At 71.2% G+C, this 22,045-nt stretch carries 17 protein-coding genes, 2 tRNA genes and 2 pseudogenes; 8 read left to right on the forward strand and 13 right to left on the reverse strand.

Annotated elements, in window-relative coordinates; translation table 11 throughout:
• The first annotated feature begins 23 nt into the window (after positions 1 to 23).
• The 3 genes from OG386_RS22500 to OG386_RS22510 are packed head-to-tail and all read left to right on the forward strand — an operon-like array spanning position 24 to position 2,936.
• Entirely contained in the window at positions 24 to 983 is a 960-nt protein-coding gene (locus tag OG386_RS22500) for an alpha/beta hydrolase (protein ID WP_328789639.1), read from the forward strand.
• Entirely contained in the window at positions 970 to 2,265 is a 1,296-nt protein-coding gene (locus OG386_RS22505; RefSeq protein ID WP_328789640.1) for an ATP-grasp domain-containing protein, read from the forward strand. Before OG386_RS22500 ends, OG386_RS22505 begins: the two co-directional genes overlap by 14 nt.
• A 20-nt stretch (positions 2,266 to 2,285) precedes the next feature.
• Entirely contained in the window at positions 2,286 to 2,936 is a 651-nt protein-coding gene (locus tag OG386_RS22510) for a LysE family translocator (protein ID WP_328789641.1), read from the forward strand.
• A 29-nt stretch (positions 2,937 to 2,965) separates the two neighbouring features.
• Here the strand turns inward: OG386_RS22510 and OG386_RS22515 are convergent, their stop codons facing one another.
• The gene (locus tag OG386_RS22515) at positions 2,966 to 5,152 is read right to left on the reverse strand and encodes a BTAD domain-containing putative transcriptional regulator (RefSeq protein WP_328789642.1); all 2,187 of its coding nucleotides are present in this window, start codon (positions 5,150 to 5,152) and stop codon (positions 2,966 to 2,968) included.
• Between the two features lie 480 nt (positions 5,153 to 5,632).
• Here OG386_RS22515 and OG386_RS22520 point away from each other — a divergent pair, with 480 nt between their 5' ends.
• Complete coding sequence (locus tag OG386_RS22520; protein WP_328789643.1) at positions 5,633 to 6,283, forward strand: RNA polymerase sigma factor; 651 nt, start codon at positions 5,633 to 5,635, stop codon at positions 6,281 to 6,283.
• Entirely contained in the window at positions 6,280 to 7,056 is a 777-nt protein-coding gene (locus tag OG386_RS22525; RefSeq protein WP_328789644.1) for an MGMT family protein, read from the forward strand. The genes OG386_RS22520 and OG386_RS22525 overlap by 4 nt, the downstream gene beginning before the upstream one ends.
• A gap of 39 nt (positions 7,057 to 7,095) precedes the next feature.
• On the opposite strand, the pseudogene OG386_RS22530 reads toward OG386_RS22525, so the two are convergent.
• A pseudogene (locus tag OG386_RS22530) lies at positions 7,096 to 7,299 on the reverse strand (ArsR/SmtB family transcription factor); the annotation flags it as partial.
• 9 nt (positions 7,300 to 7,308) lie between these two features.
• Between OG386_RS22530 and OG386_RS22535 the strand changes: the two are divergent.
• A pseudogene (locus tag OG386_RS22535) lies at positions 7,309 to 7,707 on the forward strand (MFS transporter); the annotation flags it as partial.
• Between the two features lie 69 nt (positions 7,708 to 7,776).
• Here OG386_RS22535 and OG386_RS22540 read toward each other — a convergent pair.
• A tRNA-Ala gene (locus OG386_RS22540) sits at positions 7,777 to 7,849 on the reverse strand.
• A gap of 162 nt (positions 7,850 to 8,011) precedes the next feature.
• Here OG386_RS22540 and OG386_RS22545 point away from each other — a divergent pair.
• Together OG386_RS22545 and OG386_RS22550 are read left to right on the forward strand one after the other, a co-directional pair.
• Positions 8,012 to 8,560 (forward strand): helix-turn-helix domain-containing protein, encoded by a 549-nt coding sequence (locus OG386_RS22545; RefSeq protein WP_030012999.1) that lies wholly within the window; start codon positions 8,012 to 8,014, stop codon positions 8,558 to 8,560.
• A gap of 43 nt (positions 8,561 to 8,603) precedes the next feature.
• On the forward strand, positions 8,604 to 9,881 hold the full coding sequence (locus OG386_RS22550) for a serine/threonine-protein kinase (RefSeq protein ID WP_328789645.1): 1,278 nt from the start codon (positions 8,604 to 8,606) through the stop codon (positions 9,879 to 9,881).
• Here OG386_RS22550 and OG386_RS22555 read toward each other — a convergent pair.
• The 10 genes from OG386_RS22555 to dnaN all read right to left on the reverse strand — a co-directional run bounded on the left by OG386_RS22555 (position 9,868) and on the right by dnaN (position 21,378).
• Entirely contained in the window at positions 9,868 to 11,184 is a 1,317-nt protein-coding gene (locus tag OG386_RS22555; RefSeq protein ID WP_328789646.1) for a hypothetical protein, read from the reverse strand. The two genes, OG386_RS22550 and OG386_RS22555, sit on opposite strands and share 14 nt — an antisense overlap.
• A 122-nt stretch (positions 11,185 to 11,306) precedes the next feature.
• Positions 11,307 to 11,441, reverse strand: a complete 135-nt coding sequence (locus OG386_RS22560) for a DLW-39 family protein (RefSeq protein WP_208809277.1) — start codon at positions 11,439 to 11,441, stop codon at positions 11,307 to 11,309.
• A gap of 144 nt (positions 11,442 to 11,585) precedes the next feature.
• Positions 11,586 to 11,659, reverse strand: a tRNA-Ile gene (locus tag OG386_RS22565).
• A gap of 118 nt (positions 11,660 to 11,777) precedes the next feature.
• A complete protein-coding gene (locus tag OG386_RS22570) occupies positions 11,778 to 12,410 on the reverse strand; it encodes a DUF3566 domain-containing protein (protein ID WP_328789647.1) in 633 nt (210 codons plus the stop codon).
• 3 nt (positions 12,411 to 12,413) lie between these two features.
• Complete coding sequence (gene gyrA, locus OG386_RS22575) at positions 12,414 to 15,029, reverse strand: DNA gyrase subunit A (protein ID WP_385283513.1); 2,616 nt, start codon at positions 15,027 to 15,029, stop codon at positions 12,414 to 12,416.
• A 43-nt stretch (positions 15,030 to 15,072) separates the two neighbouring features.
• Positions 15,073 to 17,097, reverse strand: coding sequence for a DNA topoisomerase (ATP-hydrolyzing) subunit B (gene gyrB, locus OG386_RS22580; protein ID WP_328789648.1), 2,025 nt, complete (start codon positions 17,095 to 17,097; stop codon positions 15,073 to 15,075).
• 280 nt (positions 17,098 to 17,377) lie between these two features.
• The gene (locus OG386_RS22585) at positions 17,378 to 17,911 is read right to left on the reverse strand and encodes a DUF721 domain-containing protein (protein WP_328789649.1); all 534 of its coding nucleotides are present in this window, start codon (positions 17,909 to 17,911) and stop codon (positions 17,378 to 17,380) included.
• Positions 17,908 to 19,044 carry a DNA replication/repair protein RecF gene (recF, locus tag OG386_RS22590; protein WP_328789650.1) on the reverse strand — a complete coding sequence of 379 codons (1,137 nt, stop codon included), beginning with the start codon at positions 19,042 to 19,044 and terminating at the stop codon, positions 17,908 to 17,910. Before recF ends, OG386_RS22585 begins: the two co-directional genes overlap by 4 nt.
• 81 nt (positions 19,045 to 19,125) lie before the next feature.
• Positions 19,126 to 20,001: a phosphogluconate dehydrogenase (NAD(+)-dependent, decarboxylating) gene (gnd, locus tag OG386_RS22595; protein WP_033214929.1), complete on the reverse strand. Its 876-nt coding sequence runs from the start codon at positions 19,999 to 20,001 to the stop codon at positions 19,126 to 19,128.
• A gap of 246 nt (positions 20,002 to 20,247) precedes the next feature.
• Positions 20,248 to 21,378, reverse strand: a complete 1,131-nt coding sequence (gene dnaN / locus OG386_RS22600; protein ID WP_030956769.1) for a DNA polymerase III subunit beta — start codon at positions 21,376 to 21,378, stop codon at positions 20,248 to 20,250.
• Positions 21,379 to 22,045 lie beyond the last annotated feature (667 nt).

The following is a 22,045-nucleotide window of genomic DNA, read 5'->3' on the forward strand; positions in this document are numbered from 1 at the left end:
TCCGGAAGTGAGCGAAGCTGCCCATGGCCTACGCAGACGGCATCGAGAATTTCGTGAAGACGGTCGACGGCGCACTGCCGCCGGACTTCTACACCTACCCCGTCGAACGACAGCGCGCCCTGTACGACGGGCTGACCGAGGTCCTCCCGATCCCCGTGCCCGAAGGCGTCAGCCACCGGGACGCGAGCGTCACCCACGGCGGGCGCACCGCCCGCATCCGCATCTACGAGCCGGCCCGGCGCACGGGCGACGCCGTGCTGTTCTACATACGCGGCGGCGGCTTCGTCATCGGCTCCCTCCACAGCCACCACAGCCTGGTCGCCGAACTCGCCGACCGCACCGGCCTGGTGGCGATCGCCCTCGACTTCGGCATGGCCCCGGAGAACCCGCACCCCGGCCCGCTGGAGGACTGTTACGCCGGACTGTGCGGCACGTTGGCCGACCTGCCCGCCCTCGGGCTCGACGGCATCGACCCCGAGGGCGCGGTGCTCTGCGGAGAGAGTTCCGGCGCCAACATGGCCGTCGTCCTCTCGATGATCGCCCGCGACCGGGGCGGCCCCCGGCTGCGCGGCCAGGCGGTGATCAGCCCGGTGCTCGACTTCACCCGGTGGCGGCACGGCGGCGAGGACGCTCCCCTGCTCTCCGGCGGGGAAATGGAGTTCTACACCGCCTGCTACTGCCCGGAGCCCGGGCAGGCGGAACTCCCTTACGTCTCGCCGCTGCTCACCGGCACCTTCCACGACCTGCCGCCCGCCTACGTCGTGGGCTGCGAGATGGACTCGCTGCGCGTGGACGCCGAGAAGTACACCGCCCGGCTGCGGCAGAACGGCACGCCGGTGACGTACGTGATGGAGGAGGGGATGGTGCACGCCCCGGTGCGCGCCCGCCGGATCAGCGAGCCGGCCGGGGCGTTCTTCGCCCGCTACTGCGACGCCGTGGCCACCCTGGCAGCCGGAGAGGCGGTCGGCCGTGACGAGTGCTGAGCGGATCCCGGACGCACCGCAGGGCCCCTGCGTGATCGTCGACCCGTACTCCTCGGGGGCGTTGTTCGCACAGACGCTGGCCGACCACGGCGTCCCGGTGGTGGCGGTGGTCACCGGCCCCCGGCCGCCGGAGGCCTACGCCTCCTCCTACCAGCCGCAGGACTTCCCCGAGATCATCGTCTACGAGGGCGACCTGGAGGCCGTCGCGGAGCGGCTGCGGGCGCTGGACCCGCGCTGCGTCGTGGCGGGCTGCGAGTCCGGGGTGGAACTGGCCGAACGGCTCGCCCCGCTCGTGACGCCCGAGCGGTGCAACGTCCCCGAACTCGCTGCGGCGCGGCGGGACAAGAGCAGCATGGCGGCCGCGGTCGCGGCGGCGGGCCTGCCGGTCATCCCGCAGATCTGCACCGCCGACGCCGACGAGGTGGCGGCCTGGCTGGAGCGCGAGGGCCTGACCGGGGCGGACCTGGTCGTCAAGCCGCCCAAGAGCGCCAGCACCGACGGCGTGATCAAACTGACCGGCGGGGAGGACTGGCGGACGGTGTTCGCGCGCCAGCTCGGCCGGGTCAACCAGTTCGGCGAGGTCGACGACCGGCTCCTGGTCCAGAAGTTCGTCACCGGCACCGAATACGTGATCGACACCTTCAGCCACGACGGCAAGCACGCCGTGGTCGACGTGTGCGCCTACCGCAAGGTCGACAACGGTCCGCACATGGCCGTCTACGACACCATGCGCTGGCTCCCCCCGGACGATCCGGCCCTGCCCGGCCTCACGGAGTACGTCTTCGGCGTCCTGGACGCGGTGGGGCTGCGCTTCGGCTCGGCCCACGTCGAGGTGATGGGCACGGCGGAGGGACCGCTGCTCATCGAGCTCGGTGCCCGGCCGCACGGCGGCGGCCAGCCGCGGTTCAACCGCAACGCCACCGGCGACAGCCAGATCGACCGGACCGTGCGCTGGCTGACCGGGGGCGAGCTCCCGCAGGGCTACGAGCTGCTCGTCCACCAGATGTGCGTCTTCCACATCGCGCCCCGCTCCGGAACCGTCCGCGGCACGGCCGCCCTCGACGTCGTCCGCGACCTGCCCAGCCACCACTTCTCGATCCAGAACCTGGCCGACGGCGACCAGGTCCCCGCCACCCGGGACCTGGTCGACAGCCTCAACTTCGGGTTCGTGATCCTCGCCCACCCCGACGCCGAGCAGATCCAGCGGGACTACGAGGCTGTCCGGGCCGCGGAGCGCCTGCTCTCCATCGAGGAGCAGCGATCAACACCGCCGCTTTCCTGATCAGTTCCCTGGTGGTGATCATGACGCCCGGGCCCGACCTCGTCATGATCACCAACCTGGTGCTGAACGGCTCCCTGCGGGTGGCCACCGCCGCCGCGCTCGGCATGATCACCGCGGGAGCCGTCCAGGCCGGGCTCGGGGCGGCCGGGCTGGCCGCGCTCCTCGCGGCCAGCCCGGGGCTCTTCGCGGCCTTCCGCTGGGCCGGCGCGGTCGTGCTGCTCGGCTGGGCCGTGCTCGCCCTGCGGCGGGCCACCGGCCGGGCCGGCGCCGAGGCCCCGGCGCCCCGGGCCGCGGTCGCGGTCCCCGCGCACGCGACGGGTCAGCCGCCGGCCGGCTCCCCTCCGCCCGGACCAGCGGCCGGCGACGCCGGTCCCTCGGTGCGCCAGGCCTTCGGGCAGGGCCTGTTGTGCACCGGGTCCAATCCCAAGGTGGGCATCTTCCTGATGGCCTTCCTGCCCCAGTTCGTGCCCGCGGGCATGGCCCCCGAGATCGGCGTCCCGCTGCTGGCCGCCTGTTACCTGGCCCTGGGGCTGCTCTGGCTCCTCACCTGGATGAGGCTGGTCCACCGGCTCGCCCCGCACTTGCGGTCCCCGCGGGTGCTACGGATCACCGACGGCCTCACCGCCGTCGTGTTCGGGCTCTTCGCCGTCCGACTGGCACTCGGCGGGTGACCCCGCCGCCCGCCTGCGCCCCGCTGCGGTCACACCGACCGCAGCGGGCACTGCGCGTCCTCCCCCAGCGCCAGTCTGCGCGCATAGCGCAGCAGCGGAGCGGGGAGGGAGAACCGGTTGGGCGCGCACTCCCGGAGCAGGCTCACGCCGACGAGCCGGCGCAGTGCGCGCGTCGCCTCCAGCGGGGTCGTTCCCGCCAGGTCCGCCATGGCGTAGCCGCTGACGAGCCGCCCCTCGGTCCGCGCGAACAGCCTGAACCAGCGGCGCAGGGACTCCGGCAGGGACACGTAGGAGAGTTCGAACGCCGCGTGGACCGCGGTGAACAGGTCGTCCGTCTCGACCGGCAGTTCCCGGAACGCCCCGGCCTCCTGCAACTCCACACAGAGCTGGGCGATCCCGACCCGGGGATGCTCCTCCAGACGGGCCGCGAGCAGCCGGATCGCCAGGGGCAGGCCTCCGCACTGCCGGTTCAGCGCCCGCGCGGCCAGCGGTTCGGCATCCGCCCGCCCGCTGCGCAGCAGCCGGGACAGCAGGGTGAGCGCCTCGTCCTCACCGAGCACGTTGAGGTCGAGCCGCGGCACGCCGTCCCGGGCCACCAGCCCCGGCAGGGTGTCGCGACTGGTGACGAGGACCGCACAGCCGGCCGCGCCCGGAACGAGCGGCCGGATCTGGCTCTCCTCGCGGGCGTTGTCCAGCACGATCAGCATCCGCCGGTCCGACAGCAGGGTGCGGTACAGGTTCGCGGCTTCGTCGAGGGACCGGGGGAGCTCCCCGTCGGGAACGCCCAGGGCGCGCAAGAACGAGGCGAGGGCCTCTTGCGGGTGCAGCGGCCGCCGGTCGGCGTACCCGTGCAGGTCGACGTACAGCTGCCCGTCCGGGAAACGTTCGCGCACCCGGTGCGCCCAGCGCACGGCCAGCGCCGTCTTGCCCACCCCGGGGAAACCGGTGACCAGCACGGCCGGGACCTGCCCGACCCGCTCGCCGGTGGGCAGGAGCAGCCGGTCCAGCCGTTTCAACTCGGCGGCACGGCCGACGAAGCCCGTGCTCGCCGCCGGCGTCTGGGACGGCCGGGGCCTCGGCGGGGGCGCGGCCGGCCGGACCGGGGGCGCGGCCGGCCCGTCGAACGCGGCCCACGCGGCCGCCGGTCCCGTCCGCGGCCACGGCAGCTGTTGGTGCAGGATCCGCAGGTGGGCGCGGCGCAGTTCGTCACCCGGCTGGACCCCGAGCTCCCGGTCGAGCCTGCGGGCCACCTCGGAATAGATCTTCAAGGCCTCCCGCTGCTCCCCGCAGCTCGCCAGCACCAGCATCAGCCGCGCCTGGAGCCCCTCGTGCAGCGGTTCTTCCTCCGTGGCACCGCGCAGGGCCCCCAGCACCCGCTCGGGCCGCCGCACCTGGAGGGAGAGGTCCGTGTAGAGCAGCAGGCTCTCGACCCGCTGCCGGGCGGCCGCCATGGCGGCGGGATGGTGCGGCAGCAGCGGCTCGCCGGCCAGCAGCGGGCCGCGCCAGCAGCCGTAGGCGCGTTCGGCCAGCTCGTGGGCGGCTTCCGCGTCCCCGGCCCCGTGCGCCTGCCGCGCCCGTGCCCACAGGTCCTGGAACTGGGTCAGGTCGACCTGGTCGCGCTCCAGTTCCAGCACGTAGCCCGTGTGCGTGCGCGCCAGGAACGAGGGGGCCGGTGCCCCCGCCGGGCCGCCGGGGAGCAGCAGCACCCGACGTGCCTGGCTGACGTAGGTGTGCACCAGGTTCTGGTACGAACGCGGCGGGTCCTTCGGCCACAGCGCGTGGGTGATCTCCCCCAGGCCGGCCGCCTCGGGGTACCGCAGGGCGAGCAGGGCCAGCAGGCGCCGCACCTTCGCCGCGTGGACGTGGGTCTCGACGCCGCGGTACCGGACGGACAGCGGGCCGAGGATGCCGATGTGGAGCCGCTCGCTCCCCGGCCGTACGGCCTCACGCGCGGGCGGCGCCAACTGCCGTGCGGTGTCCGCGTCGAGGCCCAGCACGCGGGCCAGCAGCCGCACGGTCCGCGTCTGGGGCCGGTGCACCCGGCCGTGCTCGATGTCCCGCAGGACCCGCACGCTCACCCCGGCGCGTTCCGCCAGCTCGCGCTGCGTCAGTCCCTCCCGTCCCCGGAACGAGAGGAGCCGTTCACCGAACGACCAACTGCCTCCGCTTAAGTCTTCGTCCGCGGTCGCCGTGCCGCGGACGGGGTTCCCCATCATGTCCGGAATGCGGGTGCGACAGAAAGGAAGGCAAAAAGAAAATGTCTTGTGAATCGTTTTTCCATTGCTGTGCGCAGAACGGTCGCCACCACGCCTCCCCCGAGACCTCGCCGGATCTTGAGCATCCGAGCCGTGAGCGATCAACCGAGCACCCACAGCTCGCTCGCAACTCTAGCTTCGCGGTGCGACCACTGGTCAAGGGGCTCGCCCCCTTTGTTCCGAACCGGTCACATCGCACCCCTTGCACCTCCGACTTTCGGAATCCCGCGCATATCGGCCAGTTGGCGAGAAATGGCCAGTCCGGCCAGGGAGCGCGGGAACACGATCTCCATCGGGCCCCGAGAAGATCACGCGGACGCGTCCGATATGCGGATGACATAAAGGGAACCGAATATCGCACCGAATGCGAATGGCAGGCAAAGTAAAAGAACTTTCGGGTGAGGTGCAACGTTCTCACTCGGCCCGGTGTTCACAAGGGGGATGGACGAGACGACTCTGCCACTGACGGAACTGCTCGCGACCGACCTGGACGACGGGTTCACCGAACTCGTGCGCACCCAGGCCGGCACCGTGCGTTCCGTCCTGCTGCGCCTCTCCGGCTCCGCGCGGGACGCCGACGACCTGGGCCAGGAAACGTTCCTGCGCGCCTACTCCGCCCTGCGCGACTACCCGCCCGAGCGCCGCGGGCAGCTCCAGCCGCGCGCCTGGCTGCTGACCATCGCCGCGAACGTGTGGCGCAACCACGTCCGCACCCTGAGCCGGCGGCCCGGAGTCGCCGACGGCATCGAAGTGACGGCCATCGAGGTCCCGGACGGCTCCCCCGGGCCGGAGCAGCGCGCGCTCGACGGGGCGCGCCGGGCCCGGCTGGTGGCCGCACTGTCCGGGCTGCCGGACCACCACCGACTGCCCGTGGTCCTGCGGCACATCGGCGAGCTGAGCTACCAGGAGGTGGCCGGGATCCTGGACTGCCCGGTCGGCACGGTGAAGGCCCAGGTGTCGCGGGGGCTCGCCGCCCTGCGCGCGGAGCCCGGCCTGGCCGCCGACCGCACGACGTACGGAGCGGCCGGGGGAACGACGGCGAAGACGGCACGCGAAGCGGCCCGGAAGGAAAGGAAGGAGGCGACGGGATGAGACTGCCGGACGAGTTGGACACGTTGCGCGAGGCGGCACCCGCGGGGTTCGCGGCGCGCGTGCTGGACCGCGTCGGCGTTCCGGCACATCGCTACGACTGCTACGTGCGGGCCGACTCCCCGGTCGGCCCCCTCTACGTCGCCCACGGGCGGGGCGCGGTGACCGGCGCCGCCGCCACGGACTGGTACGCCGACGACCGGGCGTTCGAGGACGCCTACCGGGCCCGGACCGGGCGGTCGGCGCTCTCCGGGATCAAGCCCCCGCCGGGTCTGGCGCGGGCGCTGCGCGGCCGGGACCGGACCCTGCGCTACGCGTTCGGGCCGCTCGCCGACGAAGCGCGCGCCGTCCTGCAGGCGACCCGGGCCATCCCGTTCGGGCAGCTCCGTCCGGCGGCCTGGCTGGCCCGCGAGGCCGGAATGCCGGGTCTCGCACCCGAGGCGGTCGTGGCGGCGGTCCGGGCCAATCCCGTCCCCGTGCTCGTGCCCGCCCACCGGCTGTGCACGGACGACGGGCTCCCGGCGGACTGCGGGCTGCCGGCCGGGTTCGAGCGGCGGCTGCGGGAGTGGGAGGGGGTGGACGCCGAGCGGGTGGAGCGGTTCGTACGGGCCGGCGCCCGGTTCCTGGGCAGCGGCACCACGCGGATCTTCTGCTACCCGACGTGCGCGCACGCGCGCCGCATCACCGCCCGCCACGAGGTGCCCTTCACCTCGGCCGACGAGGCGTCCGCCGCCGGGTTCCGGGGCTGCCTCAGCTGCCGGCCGGCCGTCGTCTGACCGCCGGCCGGCGAGCCGGTCCGGGCCGTCGACGCGCGCTCAGCGGTCGGCGGCGATCAGGTCGAGCAGGCCGGGGAAGCGCAGGTCCAGGTCCGCGCGGCGCAGCGTGGCCGCCCGGCTGTTGCCCCGGTCCACCTGCCGCACCAGGCCCGCCTCGCGCAGGATCCGGAAGTGGTGGGTGGTCGTCGACTTCGAGACCGGGAGGTTGGAGGAGGCGCAGGTGCGCGCCGTGCCCGCCGGCTCCCCCAGCAACTCGTCGACGGCCAGGCGCTGGAACTGGTCGACCCGGCCAGGGCGGGCATGGCGGCGGGCTTCCTCAACACCCTGCGGCTCGGCAGCGAGGCCATCGCCGTGGCGGCGTACGGATCGGTCCTCGCGACCGTGCTCCGCTCCCGCGTCGAGAACGGCATCGGCACGTACGCCGGCGCCGCGCGGGCGGACCGGGTCGCCGACCGGGCGGCGGGCGGCGACCTCGCCCGGGCCACCGAACTGTCCGGTGCGGCGGACGCCGAGGGCTTCACCCACTTCCTGGCCGGGGCCTACGACTCCGCCTTCCACAGCGTCCTGTGGGGACTCGCCGCGATCTGCGCCGTACTGTGCGCCGCGATCGCCGCCCTGCTGCGCGGCGGCCCCGCCAGGAGCGCCGCCTGACCCCCGCCGACGGGCATGAAAAATGCCCTCCGAGACTGCGTTTCCGCAGGTCGGAGGGCATTTATAAAGTGGAGCCTAGGAGATTCGAACTCCTGACATCTGCCTTGCAAAGGCAGCGCTCTACCAACTGAGCTAAGGCCCCATGGAAGTGGACGCACCCGTCCCGTGCGGGCGGTGTGGTCGTTCCGCAGAACAGAGTACCGGGTGTACCCCCTCATCTCGCAAAATGATAGGGACTCCCGCCGTGCGACCACTCTCCGTAAGATGCTCGCGAGGTTCGCACCAGCGAAGGGGAGTAGTAAGAGTGGACGCAGTACAACAAGAGGCCACGGCCAGAGCCAGAGAGCTTCAGCGCAGTTGGTACGGGGAGCCGCTGGGAGCGCTCTTCCGCCGGCTCATAGATGACCTCGGTTTGAACCAGGCCCGCCTCGCTGCCGTCCTCGGACTGTCGGCGCCCATGCTGTCCCAGCTGATGAGCGGCCAGCGCGCCAAGATCGGGAACCCGGCCGTGGTCCAGCGCGTCCAGGCCCTCCAGGATCTCGCCGGCCAGGTGGCCGACGGAAGCGTCAGCGCGGGGGAGGCCACCGACCGGATGGACGAGATCAAGAAGACCCAGGGGGGCTCCGTCCTCAGCAACAGCGGTCAGACCACCACCAGTTCCGGCGCGCCCACGGTCAAGCGGGTCGTCCGCGAGATCCAGTCGCTGCTGCGCTCGGTCTCCGCGGCCGGCGACATCATCGACGCGGCGAACACCCTCGCCCCCAGCCATCCGGAACTGGCAGAGTTCCTCCGGGTGTACGGCGCGGGCCGCACCGCCGACGCGGTCGCCCACTACGAGGCCCACCAGAACTGACACGCACGGGGCGGACGACGGGGGACGGGGGACGGGCGCAACGATGGGTGAGGTCTTCGCCGGTCGGTACGAGCTGATCGATCCGATCGGACGCGGTGGCGCGGGTGCCGTATGGCGGGCCTGGGACCACCGCCGTCGACGCTACGTGGCCGCGAAGGTCCTCCTGCAGAGCGACGCCCACACGCTCCTGCGGTTCGTACGGGAGCAGGCGCTGCGGATCGACCATCCGCACGTACTGGCTCCGGCCAGCTGGGCGGCCGACGACGACAAGGTCCTGTTCACCATGGACCTGGTCGGCGGCGGCTCGCTCGGCCATGTGATCGGGGACTACGGTCCCCTACCGCCCCGGTTCGTGTGCGGCCTGCTCGACCAGCTCCTGTCGGGGCTCGCGGCGGTGCACGCCGAGGGCGTGGTGCACCGCGACATCAAACCGGCCAACATCCTGATGGAGGCCACCGGAACCGGGCGGCCGCACCTGCGGCTGTCCGACTTCGGCATCTCCGTGCGCAAGGGCGAGCCCCGGCTGACCGAGACCGACCTCGTGGTCGGCACGCCGGGCTATTTCGCTCCCGAGCAACTACTGGGCGCCGAGCCCGACTTCCCCGCCGACCTCTTCGCCGTGGGGCTGGTCGCCCTGTACCTCCTCCAAGGCCGCAAGCCCGATTCCCGGGCGCTGGTGGAACACTTCCTCGCCCACGGCACCCCGGGCGCCCCCGAAGGCGTTCCCGCACCGCTCTGGGACGTCATCGCCGGCCTCCTGCAACCAGACCCCCAGAGCCGCTTCCGGACGGCCACAGGGGCGCGCAAGGCCCTTGTCGAGGCCGTGGAGCTGCTGCCGCCGCCCGCCCCGGACGAGGATCCGGTGGAGGTGTTCGACCAACTCGGCCCGCTGCCGCCCGGATTCGGCCCCCAGGGCCCGCCGAGCACGGCGGCCGGGGCCCCGCAGGCTCCCGCCGCCGATGCCCCGGCGCCGGCGGCCGCCGCCTCCGTGACGGTGCCCGCGGAGCCCGTCCGGACCGACCCGCGCGGTACGGCGCCGACCGCTCCGGTGGCCCTGCCCGCGCCGCCGGCCCCGTATCCGGCCGCTCCCGTCTCCCCGGGCTCCCCCGCCGTCCCGGCCCAGGTGCCCGCGTACGGGCCCTCGGAGACGGGCAGCTTCCACCTGCCGCCGCCGGCCGTGCCGGCCCCCTCGGCCCCCGCCGGGGCGCCGGTCCGGGCGGGCGGCGGGATCGCCCCGCCCCCGGCGAAGGCGGTGGCCTCCCTGCTCGCCGCGGCGCTGCTCTGCTTCGCGGTGGGCCTCTGGGCCCTCACCCAGCTGTAGGACCGCGCCCCCGCCGCCGCCCGAGCAGCGTCCAGCCGCCCAGCACCAGCAGCAGGACCGTCCCGGTGCCGAATCCGGCACCCGCCACGATCCGCATCGTGGAGTGCCGCTCGGCGGCCTCGGCGGCCTCCGGTGCGGTGAGCCCCTCCTTGGCCGCGGCCCGGTCCTCGTCGCCCACCCCGAAGCCTCCCGCGGCCGGACCCTCTTCGTACGCGGGTGCCTTGGCCGGCGTACCGGTGACGTCCAGCCGCAGGGTCAGCGGCACGGGCGCCGCGTCCTCGGTGAAATCGGCGACCTTCGCGCCCATGGTCACCACGACGTAGTACCAACCCGCGACGGAGACGGGCTGCACGCTCGATGCACCCGCGAAACGGTTCTCGTACGTGACGGGCGGGGTCTTCTCCAGGGTGATCCCGGCCTGCTTGCCGTCGTACGAGGTGTCCTTGTCGGAGATCAGGCCCCGGTAGGGGCTGTAGAGGGAGACGGCGAGCCCGCCCGACGCCGAACCGTAGTTCTTCGTCATCTTCGCGGCGGCCAGCTCGGCGCCGAGCCCCAGCTGCTGCCCCCAGTCCAGCGGGACCCGGTAGAAGCGGGTCTGCCCGGGCCGCATCTCGTCGCGCCACACACCGGCGGCCAGCGCGCGGGCGTCGTTGAAACCGGTGCCGCCGCTGCGGGGCACCGCCTCGGTACCGGGCAGCACGGGGGCGCCCGAGGGCCAGCCGCTGGGCGCGGTGGTGGGGGCGCCCGTGCCGCGGCCGGGCTCCCGCTGGACCTTGAGCTCCAGCGGCCAGGGGCTCTGGTCGTAGCCCTTGGCCGAGGTCCGCGTGACCTTGGCGTAGTACACGCCCGCGGGCGCGCAGTCCTCGTCCTCGGCGCCCCGGCGGACGCCGGCGGCACCGATCGGGTAGGGGTCGTATCCGAAGTTCGCCCGGCCACCGCTCCGGGGGCAAGAGCGCCCGGCGGTGGTCATGATCTCCACGTCGATGCCGTCGCCGCCGGAAACCTTCGCGCCCGCCGCGGGGCGGACCACGGCGGAGACGTAGACGTCGGACCCGTCCTCGGCGAGGACGAGCCGGTACACGCGTTCCCCCGGCCCGAGCGTGTCCTCGTAGACGTTCCCGGCCTCGATCTGCGGGGCGTCGGCCGTGGAGGGCTTGCCCTCGATCGACTTGGCGCCGTCCGCGGCCCGGTAGGTCGGGAGGGGTCCCGGCGCGGCCCCGTCGGCGTACGCGACCCCCGGCGATCCCGCGGCCACGACCGTGACCAGGGCCGCCGCCCACGCCGTCGTCCGTCCCCGAACCATCACGCCCACCCCGAGTTTGCTCGCGCAAGCCAAATCTTTACATAACGGAAGTTTTCGTCACAGAGCAGCACAAAGCCCCGACCGCAGCGGCAGCCGGGGCTTCATGGGATCAGCCTTGGGTCTCACACACCGGAACCAGAGGGCACGGAGTCAGTTGCCTCCGTCCACAGGTCCTGCTCGGCGCGGTCCGCCTGGATCTGGCGGTACACGAGGAGCCCGCCGATGGCGGCCAGTGCGACCAGGAGCAGCTTCTTCACCGCGCGACCTCGTCTTTCGTTGACGTAGGGGACTTCTGGCGCCCAACAATACACACCGACCGATACCGATCGGTGACCTGGCGGTCCACCAACTGGCCCAACGAAGAAGACCCCCAGGCCTTGGCCTGGGGGTCTTCGACACTGTGGGGCTAACAGGATTTGAACCTGTGGCCTCATCCTTATCAGGGATGCGCTCTAACCAACTGAGCTATAGCCCCATCCGCGCTGCGCGCTGACTCCTGAAGATTAGCGCACAGACCCGGTCAGGCCAAAATCCGTTGTCCGGGGGCGTCTGCGCAGGTCATCCGACCCGTCGCAGGCGCCCGAACAGAGGGCCTACTCGTCCTCGGCGAGGGTGAGCTCCACACCGCCGACGAAGCCCGCCGACAGGTTGTAGATGAACGCACCCAGCGTCGCCAGTGCCGTCGCCAGCACCACGTCGATCACCGCGATGACCGACGTGAAGATCAGAACGCGCGGCAGCGACAGGAACGACTGGAGGTCGAAGCCGTTGCCCTCGTTCGAACCGGTCGCCTCGCTGATCGTGCCGCCGACGGTCGAGAAGACGCCCATCGCGTCCATGACCATCCACAGCACGGCCGCCGCCACGATCGTGCAGATGCCGAGCGCGATCGACAGCAGGAAGCTGACCTTCATGACCGACCACGGGTCGGCCTTGGCCACCCGCAGCCGCGCCTTGCGCGTGCGGGGGGCCGTACGGACCCCCGTGCGCGGCTTGCGCTGCGCGCCCGCCCCCGCGCCGCCCTGCGCCGTCCCGGGGCCCGAGGGCGCCGGGTAGGCCTGCGGCGGGTGGTACGGCTGTGCGGGCTTGTCCTGGCCGGCGTCCGCGCCGACCGACGACTTCGGACCTCGAGTGTCCGTCACGGTTCCCCCCTGGGAGTCCGCGGCAGGGCCACGGGCACCGTTCGCTCCAGTCTTGGCCGGTCCGGCGCCCGTGGCTCCACTCACGACTTACTCCTCGTGCTCCCCGGCCGAGGGCTGCGTGCCCTCGGCTGCCTCGGCGACCTGTCCGTCGGCCACCTCGGTGTCGTTCTCGTCGGCCTCGACCTCGTCAGCTTCCTGACCGGCCTCGGCGTTACGGGCGATGCCGACCACGGCATCGCGCTTGCCCAGGTTGATCAGCTGAACGCCCATGGTGTCACGGCCGGTCTCCCTGACTTCGTTGACGCGCGTGCGAATCACACCACCGCCGAGCGTGATGGCGAGAATCTCGTCGCTCTCGTCGACCACGAGCGCCCCGACGAGCGATCCGCGGTCCTCCACGATCTTGGCGGCCTTGATGCCCAGACCGCCACGGCCCTGGACGCGGTACTCGTCGACCGGCGTCCGCTTGGCGTAACCGCCGTCGGTCGCGGTGAAGACGAACGTACCCGGCCTCACAACGTTCATGGAGAGCAGTTCGTCACCTTCACGGAAACTCATGCCCTTCACGCCCGAGGTGGCGCGGCCCATCGGGCGCAGCGCGTCGTCGGTCGCCGTGAAGCGGATCGACTGCGCCTTCTTGCTGATCAGCAGCAGGTCGTCCTCGGCGGACACCAGCTCCGCACCGATCAGCTCGTCGTCGCTACCATCCTCGGTCTCCCGGAGGTTGATGGCGATGACGCCGCCCGAGCGGGGCGAGTCGTAGTCCTTGAGCGCCGTCTTCTTCACCAGGCCGCCCTTGGTGGCCAGGATCAGGTAGGGCGCCGCCTCGTAGTCGCGGATCGCGAGGATCTGGGCGATCTTCTCGTCCGGCTGGAAGGCCAGCAGGTTCGCCACGTGCTGCCCGCGGGCGTCGCGGCCGGCGTCCGGCAGCTCGTACGCCTTGGACCGGTAGACCCGGCCCTTGTTCGTGAAGAAGAGCAGCCAGTGGTGCGTGGTGGACACGAAGAAGTGGTCGACCAGGTCGTCCTGCTTCAGCTTGGTGCCGCGCACGCCCTTGCCGCCGCGCTTCTGCGAGCGGTAGTCCTCGGTCTTGGTGCGCTTGACGTAGCCGCCGTGCGTGATCGTGACGACGATGTCCTCTTCGGCGATCAGGTCCTCGATGGACATGTCACCGTCGAAGGGCACCAGCTTGGAACGCCGGTCGTCACCGAACTTCTCGACGATCGCCGCCAGTTCCTCGCTGACGATGGAGCGCTGGCGCTCCTCCGAGGCCAGGATGGCGTTGTACTCGTTGATCTTGGCCTGGAGCTCGTCGTGCTCGGCGACGATCTTCTGCCGCTCCAGGGCCGCCAGGCGGCGGAGCTGCATCTCGAGGATCGCGTTCGCCTGGATCTCGTCGATCTCCAGGAGGCCCATCAGGCCCTCGCGCGCGATCTCGACCGTGTTGCTGCGCCGGATGAGGGCGATGACCTCGTCGATCGCGTCCAGCGCCTTGAGCAGACCGCGCAGGATGTGGGCGCGCTCCTCCGCCTTGCGCAGGCGGAACTTCGTGCGCCGGACGATGACCTCGATCTGGTGCGTCACCCAGTGGCGGATGAACGCGTCGATCGACAGCGTGCGCGGCACGCCGTCCACCAGCGCCAGCATGTTCGCGCCGAAGTTGGTCTGCAGCTCGGTGTGCTTGTAGAGGTTGTTCAGCACGACCTTGGCGACGGCGTCGCGCTTGAGGACGATCACCAGGCGCTGGCCGGTCCGCGACGAGGTCTCGTCACGGACGTCGGCGATGCCGCCGACCTTGCCGTCCTTGACCAGGTCGGCGATCTTCTGCGCGAGGTTGTCGGGGTTGGTCTGGTACGGGAGCTCCGTGACCACCAGGCACTGGCGGTTCTGGATCTCCTCGACCTCCACCACCGCGCGCATCGTGATGGAGCCGCGACCGGTCCGGTACGCCTCCTCGATGCCCTTGCGGCCCACGACCAGGGCGCCCGACGGGAAGTCCGGGCCCTTGATCCGCTCGATCAGCGCGTCCTGGAGCTCCTCGTGCGTGGCCTCCGGGTGCTCCAGCGCCCACTGGGCACCGGCCGCGACCTCGCGGAGGTTGTGCGGCGGGATGTTGGTCGCCATGCCGACCGCGATGCCGGCGCTGCCGTTGACCAGCAGGTTCGGGAAGCGCGCCGGAAGGACCGTCGGCTCCTGGTTGCGGCCGTCGTAGTTGTCCTGGAAGTCGACGGTCTCCTCGTCGATGTCCCGGAGCATCTCCATGGCCAGCGGCATGAGCTTGCACTCGGTGTAGCGCATCGCGGCCGCCGGGTCGTTGCCCGGGGAGCCGAAGTTGCCGTTGCTGTCCACCAGCGGCATGCGCATCGACCACGGCTGGGCCAGGCGGACCAGGGCGTCGTAGATCGAGCTGTCACCGTGCGGGTGGTAGGTGCCCATGACGTCGCCGACGACGCGGGCGCACTTGTAGAAGCCCTTCTCGGGCCGGTAGCCGCCGTCGTACATCGCGTACAGCACGCGGCGGTGCACCGGCTTGAGGCCGTCGCGCACGTCCGGCAGGGCGCGCGAGACGATGACGGACATCGCGTAGTCGAGGTAGGAGCGCTGCATCTCCGTCTCGAGCCCGACGGGCTCGATGCGCAGCACGGGCTGCTCCTCCGCAGCGTTCTCGGCGTTCTTTGCGGGTTGGGTGGTTTCGTCGGCCATTGCTGGTCAGAAATCCTTTCAGGCGGCGGTCAGCGGAGCCGACTCAGATGTCGAGGAAGCGGACGTCCTTGGCGTTGCGCTGGATGAAGGAGCGCCGCGCCTCGACGTCCTCACCCATCAGCACCGAGAACAGGTCGTCGGCCTGCGCCGCGTCGTCGAGGGTGACCTGGCCGAGGACACGGTGGTCCACGTCCATGGTGGTGACGCGCAGTTCCTCGGCGTTCATCTCGCCCAGACCCTTGAAGCGCTGGATCGAGTCTTCCTTGATCCGCTTGCCGTTCTGCTTGCCGAGCTCCACCAGCGCGTCGCGCTCGCGGTCCGAGTACGCGTACTCGAAGTCGTCCCGGCCCCACTTGATCTTGTAGAGGGGCGGGCGCGACAGGTACACGTGACCGGCCTCGACCAGCGGCCGCATGAAGCGGAAGAGGAAGGTCAGCAGCAGGGTGTTGATGTGCTGGCCGTCGACGTCGGCGTCCGCCATCAAGATGATCTTGTGATAGCGGAGCTTCTCGATGTCGAAGTCCTCGTGCACACCGGTACCGAAGGCGCTGATCAGCGCCTGGACCTCGGTGTTCTGGAGGATCTTGTCGATACGGGCCTTCTCGACGTTCAGGATCTTGCCGCGGATGGGCAGGATGGCCTGGTACATCGGGTTGCGGCCGGACTTCGCGGAGCCACCGGCCGAGTCGCCCTCGACGATGAAGATCTCGCACTTGGTCGGGTCGTTCGACTGGCAGTCGGACAGCTTGCCCGGCAGCGAGGCGCTCTCCAGCAGGCCCTTGCGACGGGTGAGGTCACGGGCCTTGCGGGCCGCGACGCGCGCCGTGGCCGCCTGGATCGACTTGCGGATGATGTCGGCCGCCTCGACCGGGTTGCGGTCGAACCAGTCGTTGAGGTGCTCGTGGACGACCTTCTGCACGAAGGTCTTGGCCTCGGTGTTGCCCAGCTTGGTCTTCGTCTGGCCCTCGAACTGGGGCTCGCCCAGCTTGACCGAGATGATCGCCGTCAGACCCTCGCGGATGTCCTCGCCGGCGAGGTTGTCGTCCTTCTCGCGCAGCAGCTTCTTGTCGCGCGCGTAACGGTTCACCAGACCCGTCAGCGCCGCACGGAAGCCCTCCTCGTGCGTACCGCCCTCGTGCGTGTGGATCGTGTTCGCGAAGGAGTAGACGCCCTCCGTGTACTGCGAGTTCCACTGCATCGCGATCTCGACCGAGAGCATCCGCTCCTTGTCCTCGGCCTCGACGTCGATGACGGTCGGGTGGATGAGCTCACCCTTGCGCGAGTTGAGGTACTTCACGAAGTCGACGATGCCGCCCTCGTAGTAGTACTTCACCGTGCGCGCCTGGGGCTCGGCCGCGTCCGCGTCCGGGTCGTCGGCGCCCGCGGTGGCCTTCGCCGACTCGCGCTCGTCGGTCAGCGACAGGGTCAGGCCCTTGTTGAGGAAGGCCATCTCCTGGAAGCGCCGCGACAGCGTCTCGAAGGAGTACTCGGTCGTCTCGAAGATGTCGCCGTCGGCCCAGAAGGTGACCGAGGTGCCGGTCTTCTCCGTCTCCTCGTTCTTGGCCAGCGGGGCCGTCGGCACGCCCAGCTTGTAGTCCTGCGTCCAGCGGTGGCCGTCCGTCTTGACCTCGACCGCGACCTTGGTCGACAGCGCGTTCACCACGGACACGCCGACGCCGTGCAGACCACCGGAGACGGCGTAGCCGCCGCCGCCGAACTTGCCGCCCGCGTGCAGGACCGTCAGGACGACCTCGACGGCCGGCTTGCCCTCGGACGGAACGATGCCGACCGGGATGCCGCGACCGTTGTCGATCACGCGCACCCCACCGTCGGCGAGGATCGTCACGTCGATGGTGTCCGCGTGTCCGGCCAGCGCCTCGTCGACCGAGTTGTCGACGACCTCGTAGACGAGGTGGTGCAGACCACGCTCACCCGTCGAGCCGATGTACATACCCGGCCGCTTGCGGACCGCGTCCAGGCCCTCGAGGACCTGGATCGCACTGGCGTCGTAATTCTTCTCGTTGGAGTCGCCGGAATCGGCCACGAAGCGCCCTTTCTGGCACAGCACAGCCCGTATCCCGGACCAGCAAGTGCGCCAGCGGGAGCGGCCGCGTCGATCTGCGTTGTCTGCGTGATCCCGCGAACCGGCGGGATTCGCTTCAGTCTACCGGTACCACGGACATGAATGGGGGTTTGCCGGTACCTGAGTCCGCATGTGCCGCCCTGAACCTCCTCTCTCCGACTCCCCACATCCGGGGAGGGGCTCAAAGAGGCTCACACGGGCATCCAGCCCTTCGGGCTGTCAACCTCCGACTACCGTGAGGGACACCACCCGCCGGACCGGCTACTCACCCGTAGGTGTCGCCCGGTCCCTTGCTGCCCGGCGCCCGCCACGGCCCGTAGCCCTTCGGCCGTCCGCCGGGCCCCTGGACCTTGATCAGGCGTACGGTGCCCTGCCCCAGATCCGCGTTCAGCCGCGCGACCAGCTGCGGGGCCAGCAGCTTCAGCTGCGCGGCCCACGCCGAGGAATCGCACCGCACGACGAGCTCACGGTCCTCGTAGCGTTCCGGTTCACAGTGGGCCGCGATCTCCGGGCCGACGATCTCCGGCCAGCGCTCCATGACGCCCGCCACCGCCATCGGCATCTCCCAGCCGCGTTCGGTGCGCAGCCGGTCCAGCGCCGCCATGAGCGGCATCGGGTCCCGGCCGTCCGCGCGGGCTCCCGAGCGCAGCCCCGGCTGCTGGCGCTTCTTCCCGCCGGCCGCGTTGCCCCGGGCCCGCGCCTGCTCGCGCGCCGCCGCGAGGGCCTGGCGCGCGAGGTCCACCCCGGAGGCCTCCGGGGTCCTGCGACCCTCCTGCGGGTCCTTGGGGTGCTCGTTCACAGCCGGGTCACCTCACCGCCGGACACCCCGAACCGCGCTCCCACCAGCACCCCCGGGACGTCGTCGTCGACCGCCGCCGTCACCAGTACCTGCTCGCCCGGGGCCACCAGCTCCGCCAGCCGCTCCCGGCGCCGCGCGTCCAGCTCGGCGAACACGTCGTCCAGGATCAGCACCGGCTCGCTGCCCTCCGAGCGCAGCAGCTCGTAGGAGGCCAGCCGGAGCGCCAGCGCGTACGACCACGACTCCCCGTGGCTCGCGTACCCCTTCGCGGGCAGCTCCCCGAGCCGCAGCACCACGTCGTCGCGGTGCGGTCCCACCAGGGTCACACCGCGCTCGATCTCCTGCTTGCGCACCTCGGCCAGCGCGGCCAGCAGCACCTCGTAGAGGGCCTCGCGGGTGCGCGCCGCGCCGCTGTCCACCGGCTCGCCGGCCGAGGACTTGTACGCCAGCCCCAGCGGGCCGCCGCCGGGCGCGAGCTGCTCGTAGGCCTTGTCCGCCAGGGGCAGCAGGGTCGCGATCAGGTCCAGCCGCTGGGCGAGCAGCTCCGCGCCGACGCGCGCGAGGTGCTGGTCCCACACGTCGAGGGTGGAGAGGTCCAGGGAACGGCCGCCGTGCCGGCGGGCCATCGCCACCGACTTCAGCAGGGTGTTGCGCTGCTTGAGCACCCGCTCGTAGTCGGAGCGGACCGCGGCCATCCGCGGCGAGCGCGCCGTGACCAGCTCGTCCAGGAACCGCCGCCGCTCGCCCGGGTCGCCCTTGACCAGGGCCAGGTCCTCCGGTGCGAACAGCACCGTCCGTATGATCCCCAGCACGTCCCGCGGCCTGACCTGCGAGGAACGGTTGATCCGGGCCCGGTTCGCCCGGCCGGGATTGAGCTCAAGCTCCACCAGCTGCTGCCGCTCGCCCTGGGTGACGGCCGCGCGGATGATGGCCCGGTCCGCGCCCATCCGCACGAGCGGGGCGTCCGAGGAGACCCGGTGGCTGCCGAGGGTCGCGAGGTAGCCGATCGCCTCGACGAGGTTGGTCTTCCCCTGGCCGTTGGGGCCCACGAAAGCGGTGACGCCCGGGTCGAGGGGAACCTCGGCCCGGGCGTACGAGCGGAAGTCGGCCAATGAGAGATGCGAAACGTGCATACGGCGCCGACCTCCCCCGGCTTCCAACTACTCGCTGTGGTGCTGTGCGGCCGTGCCGCTGTACCGCTCTGGTGCGGAGTGCTACTTCTTCTCGACCGCGTGGCCGCCGAACTGGTTGCGCAGCGCGGCGATCATCTTCATCTGCGGGGAGTCGTCCTGCCGCGAGGCGAAGCGCGCGAAGAGCGACGCGGTGATCGCGGGCAGCGGCACGGCGTTGTCGATCGCCGCCTCCACCGTCCAGCGTCCCTCGCCGGAGTCCTGGGCGAAGCCGCGCAGCTGCTCCAGGTGCTCGTCCTCGTCGAGGGCGTTCACGGCGAGGTCCAGCAGCCAGGAACGGATGACGGTGCCCTCCTGCCAGGAGCGGAAGACCTCGCGGACGTCGGTGACCGAGTCCACCTTCTCCAGGAGCTCCCAGCCCTCGGCGTAGGCCTGCATCATGGCGTACTCGATGCCGTTGTGGACCATCTTCGCGAAGTGGCCCGCGCCGACCTTGCCCGCGTGCACGGCGCCGAACTCACCCTCGGGCTTGAGGGCGTCGAAGACCGGCTGTACGCGGGCCACGTCCTCGGCGGCGCCGCCGTACATGAGCGCGTAGCCGTTCTCCAGGCCCCACACGCCGCCGGAGACACCGCAGTCGACGAAGCCGATGCCCTTGGCCTTCAGCTCCTCGGCGTGCTTCTCGTCGTCGGTCCAGCGGGAGTTCCCGCCGTCGACGACGATGTCACCGGGCGACAGCAGCTCGGCGAGCTCGTCGACGGTGGACTGGGTGGCCGCACCGGCCGGGACCATGACCCACACGACGCGGGGGGCCTGCAGGCTGTCCACAAGCTCCTGCAGGCTGTGGACATCCGCGAGGTCCGGGTTGCGGTCGTATCCGATGACGGTGTGGCCTGCGCGGCGGATGCGCTCGCGCATGTTGCCGCCCATCTTGCCGAGACCGACGAGACCAAGCTCCATCAGGTGGTTCCTTAAGCGTTGTGGCCGTCTTTGCCGGGGCTTCCCCGGCCGTGTCCTCACCGGACGCGCAGGGGGTCGCCCACCGGATCCGAGCCTACGCCGGGCCGTGGCGGCGGGCCTTGCGGGCGCTCCATGGCGGCCCGTCCGGCTTCACCGGGTTTCCCGGCGCCCTCCCCAGCCTGTGGACGACGTCGGGCCCGGTCCCGCTGCGTGCGAGACCGGGCCCGACGTCGACGAGGTGGAACGTCAGCCGGACAGGCGCACCGGCATGATCAGGTACTTGTAGGCCTCGTCGGCCTCCGCGTCGATCGCCGGGCGGCCGCTGAGCAGCGCGGGCTTCGTCGACGTGGTGAAGCTGAGCTGGGCCACCGGGGAGGCGATCGCGCTCAGGCCGTCCAGCAGGAAGGTCGGGTTGAAGGCGATCGAGATGTCGTCGCCGTCCAGCTGGGCGTCGACCCTTTCCACAGCCTGTGCGTCGTCGGAGGAGCCGGCCTCCAGGATCAGCACGCCCTTCTCGAAGCTGAGGCGGACCGGGGTGTTGCGCTCGGCCACCAGGGCCACGCGCTTGACGGCCTCGACGAAGGGTGCGGTCTCGATCACCGCGATCGAGTTGAACTCCGTCGGGAACAGCGTCCGGTACTTGGGCAGGTCGCCTTCGAGCAGCCGGGTGGTGGTGCGGCGGCCGGCGCCCTCGAAACCGATCAGGCCCTCGCCCGCACCGGAGCCGGACAGCGCCAGGGTGACCGTGTCACCGCTGGTCAGCGAGTTGGCGATCTCCTGGAGCGTCTTGGCGGGCACCAGGGCCACGGCCGACGCGTCCGGGTTCTCCGGCTTCCACAGGAACTCGCGGACCGCGAAGCGGTAGCGGTCGGTGGAGGCCAGGGTGACGCGGTCGCCCTCGATCTCGATGCGGACACCGGTCAGCACCGGCAGCGTGTCGTCACGGCCGGCGGCAGTGGCGACCTGCTTGGCGGCTGAGGCGAAGACCTCGCCGGCCACGGTGCCGGTCGCGGTCGGCATCTGCGGCAGTGCCGGGTACTCCTCCACGGGCAGGGTGTGGAGGGTGAAGCGCGAGGAGCCGCAGACCACGGTCGCCCGTACACCGTCTGTGGAAATCTCCACCGGCCGGTTGGGGAGGGCGCGGCAGATGTCGGCGAGCAGCCGGCCGGAGACCAGGACGGTGCCGTCCTCCTCGACGTCCGCCTCGACGGAGACCCGGGCCGAGACCTCGTAGTCGAAGCCGGAGAGGCTCAAAGTGCCCTCCTCGGCCTTCAGCAGCAGGCCCGCGAGAACGGGCACCGGCGGCCGGGCCGGGAGGCTACGGGCGGCCCAAGCCACCGCCTCCGCGAGTACGTCGCGCTCCACCCGGATCTTCACCGGAACCGCCTCCTGCTGTTGCTCGCTCGTCTGCCGGCCTTCGTCGTCGGCTCGTCGATGCCTCGACCGATGCCGGGGACCAGTCTGACGTACGGCGCCGACACTCGGTGCGGCTGGCGGTCAAGTCGGGAGCGAGGCGTCGGGGCGGGCGATCGACGAGTTGTGCACAGGACCCGCTTGAAAACCGAAACCGGCCTAACTCTCTATGGGGGTAGTAGTAGGGCCTGTGGAAACGGTGGATAAGCCCGTTCTCGCAGGTCAACCCCGGTTTTTTATCCACCGACCCTGTGGGTGACACCGGTGGACAACCCCCTGTCCCTGTGGAGAACGAAAAGTTCTGCACAGGCTGTCCCCAGGTGACCCCGATTACTCCACAGGTGCGTCCCCAGCTTTCCCCCGGTACTCCACAACCCAAACGTCTACATCCGTGTGACGGCTTTCACTCCGGGCGGTGAGAGGGGGTGGTGTGTTGCCGAACAGTGGACAAGGGTGTGGAGAAGCCCGCGCATCCTGTGCACAGGACGTGGAAACCTGTGGGCCGACGGTGGACAACGCCGTGGACAGGGCTGTGGACGAAATATTTGTCCACAGCCTGTGGATAGTGTTTGTGCACAATTCCACAGGGGTCTGACCAGCTCTGATGGAGCCTCACCCCGCACGTCTGTGG

The organism is Streptomyces sp. NBC_00273 (assembly GCF_036178145.1).
Lineage (GTDB): Bacteria > Actinomycetota > Actinomycetes > Streptomycetales > Streptomycetaceae > Streptomyces.

Bases quoted from the DNA above. Each gene is read 5' to 3' on its own strand.
- OG386_RS22510 (WP_328789641.1), top strand. From the start codon at position 2,286: ATGACGCCCGGGCCCGACCTCGTCATGATCACCAACCTGGTGCTGAAC.
- gyrA (WP_385283513.1), bottom strand. From the start codon at position 15,029: ATGGCCGACGAAACCACCCAACCCGCAAAGAACGCCGAGAACGCTGCG.
- gnd (WP_033214929.1), bottom strand. From the start codon at position 20,001: ATGGAGCTTGGTCTCGTCGGTCTCGGCAAGATGGGCGGCAACATGCGC.
- OG386_RS22550 (WP_328789645.1), top strand. From the start codon at position 8,604: ATGGGTGAGGTCTTCGCCGGTCGGTACGAGCTGATCGATCCGATCGGA.
- recF (WP_328789650.1), bottom strand. From the start codon at position 19,044: ATGCACGTTTCGCATCTCTCATTGGCCGACTTCCGCTCGTACGCCCGG.
- OG386_RS22525 (WP_328789644.1), top strand. From the start codon at position 6,280: ATGAGACTGCCGGACGAGTTGGACACGTTGCGCGAGGCGGCACCCGCG.
- OG386_RS22555 (WP_328789646.1), bottom strand. From the start codon at position 11,184: ATGGTTCGGGGACGGACGACGGCGTGGGCGGCGGCCCTGGTCACGGTC.
- OG386_RS22520 (WP_328789643.1), top strand. From the start codon at position 5,633: ATGGACGAGACGACTCTGCCACTGACGGAACTGCTCGCGACCGACCTG.
- OG386_RS22515 (WP_328789642.1), bottom strand. From the start codon at position 5,152: ATGATGGGGAACCCCGTCCGCGGCACGGCGACCGCGGACGAAGACTTA.
- OG386_RS22500 (WP_328789639.1), top strand. From the start codon at position 24: ATGGCCTACGCAGACGGCATCGAGAATTTCGTGAAGACGGTCGACGGC.